This window comes from Enterococcus sp. GPZ-007 (genome assembly GCF_059374735.1).
On sequence record NZ_JCAFYN010000085.1, the window covers coordinates 1 to 5,319 of the forward strand.

The 5,319-nt window shown below is 34.3% G+C and carries 4 protein-coding genes and 1 pseudogene; 3 read left to right on the forward strand and 2 right to left on the reverse strand.

Annotated elements, in window-relative coordinates:
- Nucleotides 1-401 precede the first annotated feature (401 nt).
- A pseudogene (locus AC4J95_RS20875) lies at nucleotides 402-653 on the forward strand (JAB domain-containing protein); the annotation flags it as partial.
- A 362-nt stretch (nucleotides 654-1,015) separates the two neighbouring features.
- On the opposite strand, the gene AC4J95_RS20880 reads toward AC4J95_RS20875, so the two are convergent.
- Nucleotides 1,016-2,443 (reverse strand): aldehyde dehydrogenase family protein, encoded by a 1,428-nt coding sequence (locus tag AC4J95_RS20880; RefSeq protein ID WP_494551517.1) that lies wholly within the window; start codon nucleotides 2,441-2,443, stop codon nucleotides 1,016-1,018.
- Nucleotides 2,444-2,489: 46 nt separating this feature from the next.
- Entirely contained in the window at nucleotides 2,490-3,251 is a 762-nt protein-coding gene (locus AC4J95_RS20885; protein WP_494551518.1) for an SDR family oxidoreductase, read from the reverse strand.
- Between the two features lie 208 nt (nucleotides 3,252-3,459).
- Between AC4J95_RS20885 and AC4J95_RS20890 the strand changes: the two genes are divergently transcribed.
- A complete protein-coding gene (locus tag AC4J95_RS20890) occupies nucleotides 3,460-3,855 on the forward strand; it encodes a MerR family transcriptional regulator (RefSeq protein ID WP_494551519.1) in 396 nt (131 codons plus the stop codon).
- Nucleotides 3,856-4,315: 460 nt separating this feature from the next.
- On the forward strand, nucleotides 4,316-5,095 hold the full coding sequence (locus AC4J95_RS20895) for a histidine phosphatase family protein (RefSeq protein WP_494551520.1): 780 nt from the start codon (nucleotides 4,316-4,318) through the stop codon (nucleotides 5,093-5,095).
- The last annotated feature ends 224 nt before the right edge of the window (nucleotides 5,096-5,319 follow it).

Consider the following 5,319-nt stretch of genomic DNA (forward strand, 5'->3'; position numbering starts at 1 on the left):
GACTCTCATATTATTCGAAATTTATTACTCTATATTCCATGAATCCGGAACTAGTGGAGCATTTAAGAAAAGATAATTACAGAAATATTTATAAAAAATTGGTTTAAAAGGCGACTAATAATAAGAGCACAACTTTAAATCCAGATTATAATTTTTTTTCTTCATAAACTTATGGAAAGTGCGAAATAGATTATCTCGCGGAGCCGTATCATAAATGATGATATTTTTTTATTTTTCCCCGGTATGACAGGCTTTATAGCACATTTAATAGATAAAAATGAATCGGAAGGATAGATTATTGCAGATCGGTGACGAGAAAAAGAAAAGAATTACCAGCATGCGGCTGGCCTATGAGCTTTTTGAACCTTATTTGAAAGAAGAAGGGTTGAGAACATCTTTATGTCGTTGAGTTGAATACGAAAAAGGAGTCAACATTTTTTAATTTAACTTCTATTGGTACGATTAACCAAGCAATCGCAGTACCTAGAAACATTTTGAAACCCGAAATACTATATAATTCATCCAATATCATCATTGTTCATTGCCACCTAAGTAGGAACACAACTTCCGACATTGTTTTTACTGAAAAACTCAGGAAAGATTCTATAAGTAGTTCTGATAGACTAGTTAATTATTGGCTGTTGAACAGTTAAAAATAGTTCTATAAAAGAAAAGACTATTTAAAACATGAAAAAACCTAAATAACAAGCAAATGTCATTTAGGTTTTTCTTGAATTACTCTATTAATATGTATAAAGAACTACACAATAAAAGATACGGAAATCATATTCAAAGCAAACTATAGTGCCTAATCAGTTAATGATAAACTTTCTGTACGTATTGGAAAGGACCTCATTTACTTACCATAGTGTTGAATCTATTTAGCTTTGCCTATAGATAAGAATATTTTTTCTAGATCTACAAGTTGTTAAGGTATTCTACCTACTGGGAGTACTCAACTAAAAAATACCCCAATTTAGCTGCTAAGCTCTCTTTTTGGCAACTTTGCAGTTGTTTACATATCAACAACAATCGACTTCATTTGAGTCATACTTTCTATACTATATTTGATGCCTTGAATGCCAATACCCGATTTTTTTATACCTAAAAATGGGAAATTATCTGGACCTCTTTGTGTACGGTTGTTAATTTGAACAGTTCCGACATCTAAAGCGTTAGAAACCTTTTGAGCTTGTTGTAAATCATTTGAAAAGACAGAGGACTGTAATCCATATTCAGATGCATTTGCCACCTCAATCATTTCCTCAACTGATTGTACACGTATAATAGGCAAAATTGGGGAAAATGGTTCAACCCAAGCAAGGTCCATATCACCTGTTACATTATCAAGTAAAGTAGGATAAACCAGATTTTTCTCTATTTTTAATGGCAGAATAGCCGTAGCACCCTTTTTAATCGCATCTTCATATAAGCTCCTTGTTTGCTCGACAGTAGTATTATTAATAACAGGTACAATTGTAGGATTATCTTGAGGCATTCCAACGGATAATTCTTTAACGATTTTTTGTAGCTTGTTTGTTAACATATTTGCATTTTCTGATGTTACTAATACACGCTTGATGGCTGTGCATCGTTGACCTGAGTAACTAAAAGCCCCAGCGACAATTTCTTTGGCCGATAAATCTAAATCGGCATCAGGTAAAACGAGAGCAGCGTCTTTACCACCAAGTTCACAAAGTATCGGCTTAATACCTGCTAATTTTCCAATGTGTTCACCGACTTTAGTGCTACCGGTGAAGTTGATAAAATTTACAAGTGAATGTGTAACGATGTAATCACCAATTATACTACCTTTACCAGTAACACTATTGACTACTCCAGCTGGAATCCCTGCATCAATAAAGGCTTTGATTAGTGATAGAGTACTAATAGCTCCTTGTGATGCTGGTTTTACAACGACAGCATTTCCGCCCATAAGTGCAGGACCAATTTTCGAAGCAGCTAAATTTACAGGATAGTTAAATGGGGCAATGGCTAAAACCACGCCCATTGCTTTGCGAGTAATAAAAGCATGCTTGTTTTCAGCCGTTGAATCAAAAGAACCACCTGAAATAATCTCTCCAGTTGATTCCACACCAATATCTGCTGTATAACGAAGTAAATCTGCTGTACGGATTATTTCATTCTTCGCATCTTTTAAGCTTTTTGCAATTTCCCACATCATTATCTCAGCGATTTCATCAACACGTTGCTCCAATAGATCTGCTGTTTTGTATAATAGTTTTGCTTTGTCCTTTCGAGGAATTTTTTCCCAACTAGGTTGAGCTGCTTTTGCTGCTTCCATGACACCATCTATATCCTTTTGTGACATTGATGGTGTTTCACCAATTAGGCTTCCATCGATAGGAGAAAAAATGCTCAGGTATTCTGCTGCTCCTTGTAACTGACCGTTTATAAGATTATTGTATTTTTTATTTTTCATTACGTAGGCTCCTTCATTTGACTTACTGATTTATATAAATCAGTTTTTACCATGCTACAGTTCCACTAGTATTACTGAATGTACCAGTAATTTTATTTTCATTTGAAATAGCAAGCTCCACAGCTCTTGCGATGCCTTCTTCAATACTTTTGGCACCATGTTTTTTTGCATCTTCAGCGGTTCCACCACCAAAATCTGTAGCAACCATACCAGGATCAATGGCATTTACTGTTATGATCGAATCAGTTCGCTCTGATAATTCTTTTGCTAGTTTAATAGTGTACATATTGACAGCAGCTTTAGATGATTGATACCCAGCAGCACTTGCATTATAAAGTGGCGAATTAACTGACGTAGCCGCCGTTAAGGAACCCATCTCACTAGAAATATTTAAAATTTTAGCATCATCGGTTTGCTCAAGTAATGGCAACATTGTTTGTGTTACATCAATTAAACCAAAGAAATTAACTTCAAAATCTTTTCTTATAGTATCTAAGTCTAATTGTGTTGGTGTACGAAAATTATCGAGAGAAATTCCTGCATTATTTATTAAAATACTTAAATAGCCATATCGCTGCTTAATCGTCTCAGCTGCTTGCAAAATTGAACTATGATTAGATACATCTATTTGGATAAAATCTGCATCAATATGCAATTCTTCGAGCTGTTTAACTGCATTTTTTCCACTTTCTTCATTTCTAGCTCCTAATAGGATACGATGCTCTTTTTTTCCTATTTCTTTTGCCATTTCAAATCCCATTCCGCGATTTGCCCCTGTTATTAAGGTTAATTTTTGTTTTTTACTCATTGAAATTACCTCCTGTTTTGTTTTAAAAATTGTAACAGGTAGATAATAGCAGGTTCGTGTAACATGAACGCAAGACTTTTTCGAAAATTTTTTTTAATCTACCGAATTGGGAACTCGAACTTTCATTCTTTGCAAAAATTTTCTATTGGATTAATTTCGTATCCATGCTAAACTGACACAACTATTAAACTAGAAGTGAGGGATCAAGATGTACACAATCACTGAAGTAGCAGAAAAATATGGGGTATCTAAAAATACATTGAGGTATTATGAAAGTGAAGGGCTTTTGGTCAATATCCAACGTGACAGCAATGGAACTCGTTCCTATTCAGATGATGACCTAGAAGAAATTGGTAAAGTTATTCATCTAAGAAATATGGGGGCTTCTATAAAAGAGATAAAGGATTTTCTTTTTGATGAAAAAGAAGTTACTGCATCGGAATTAAGAGAAAAAATTATTTTTTTAGATAATCTTGATAGCCAGCTTATTAAGAAATTAACTGATATAAAAGAGCAAAGAGAATATCTTTCACGAAAGAAGGAGCGTTTTGCACACCTACTCAAATCTAAAGAAGTAGAAGTGTCTATTGGAAGTGGAAGATAAGTCAGCTATTTTTAGTGTCTAATTAGCGAAGATTAAAGAAATTGAGTCTCAAGGGATAATTGGAACTTCATTTTAGAAAATGAAGAATGATTACCGAAAAGTCTAAGCCAGAATAGCAGATAGAATATTAACTACATAAATAATTGAGAGAAAATTAGAATAGCTTAGTTTAATGAGCTGCGAATGACCTTGTTGTAAACACTTTATTCCTTCCAAGCCTGTTAGAGAAACATAAGGATGTGTACGCAATTTCCCGTACACATCCTTTTAACCTTTGAAGATCACATTAAAATATCCCATCATTCAATCTTCGCTGCATGGCTTTAACACAATCAGATTCGGGACTGATAATCCCATCCTGGATCGTATCCATTTTTTGTTGTAGGGCAAGCACAAGAAGCAACAGTCAAAATAGTTCCTTATTAACCCCTTATCTGTCGATAGGAATGGAGGCATACATGTGAAAAAAATTAAAATATTGGCATTATTTAGCTGGGCATTTTTCTTCATTACAGGATGTGCAAAAGAAAATAATGCCGGAAACAATGAGGAAACGTCAAAAAATGAAGAGACAATCATTTACTTGGTTAGGCATGGAAAAACTTGGTTTAACACAACAGGTCAAGTACAGGGGTTCTGCGATTCGCCTCTAACAGATGTTGGGGTTGAACAGGCAAAAAAAGTAGGAGACAAACTTTCTAATGTGAAGTTTGTTGGTGCGTATTCGAGTGATTTAGGCCGACAACGAAATACAGCAAAGGAAATTCTAAAGAAAAATGAGAATAAGAAGCCACAAATTACAGAGCTAGATGGCCTTAAAGAATGGAATTTTGGTAGTTTTGAAGGTAAAACCAATACTGAAATGTACGAAGTTGCATTTAATGATACTGGATTTAAAGAAGAAGAGTATTTTGAGATGCAAGATTCTCTTGGTGGAGTAGCAGGTGTTGCTGATTTAATTGCTGAGAAAGATCCACTAGAGGAGGCGGAAAACTATGATTCAATATTAAATCGTGTAAAAGAAGCCACAGACAAAATAATGAAGGAGACCACTAAAAAAGGCGGGGGAAATGTCCTGATTGTTACATCTGGTGGAACAATTCCAGCCTTAATTGATACCATTGCTCCTGGAGAGTATAAAGGAGAAGATATAGAAAATTGTAGTATAACAACGATTAAATATAAGGATGGGAAGTACACCCTAGGTAAAATAGGTGATACAAGTCACTTAGAAGAGTAAACTACTTGAAAAGAATCTATATCAGTGAAAAAAACAACGAAACACTTTGACTAAATATTTCACACTGTGAATATTTAATTCATTTTCTATAAAATATCTCAAATTGTTTTAAGTGAAAGAATTTGATGTTTCAAGGGAATCCTTGACCTATTGAATCAATTAGATTTACAAATATATATTATTATCATGAAGCCCAATCATCTTTTTTATCGGTGATTGGGCTA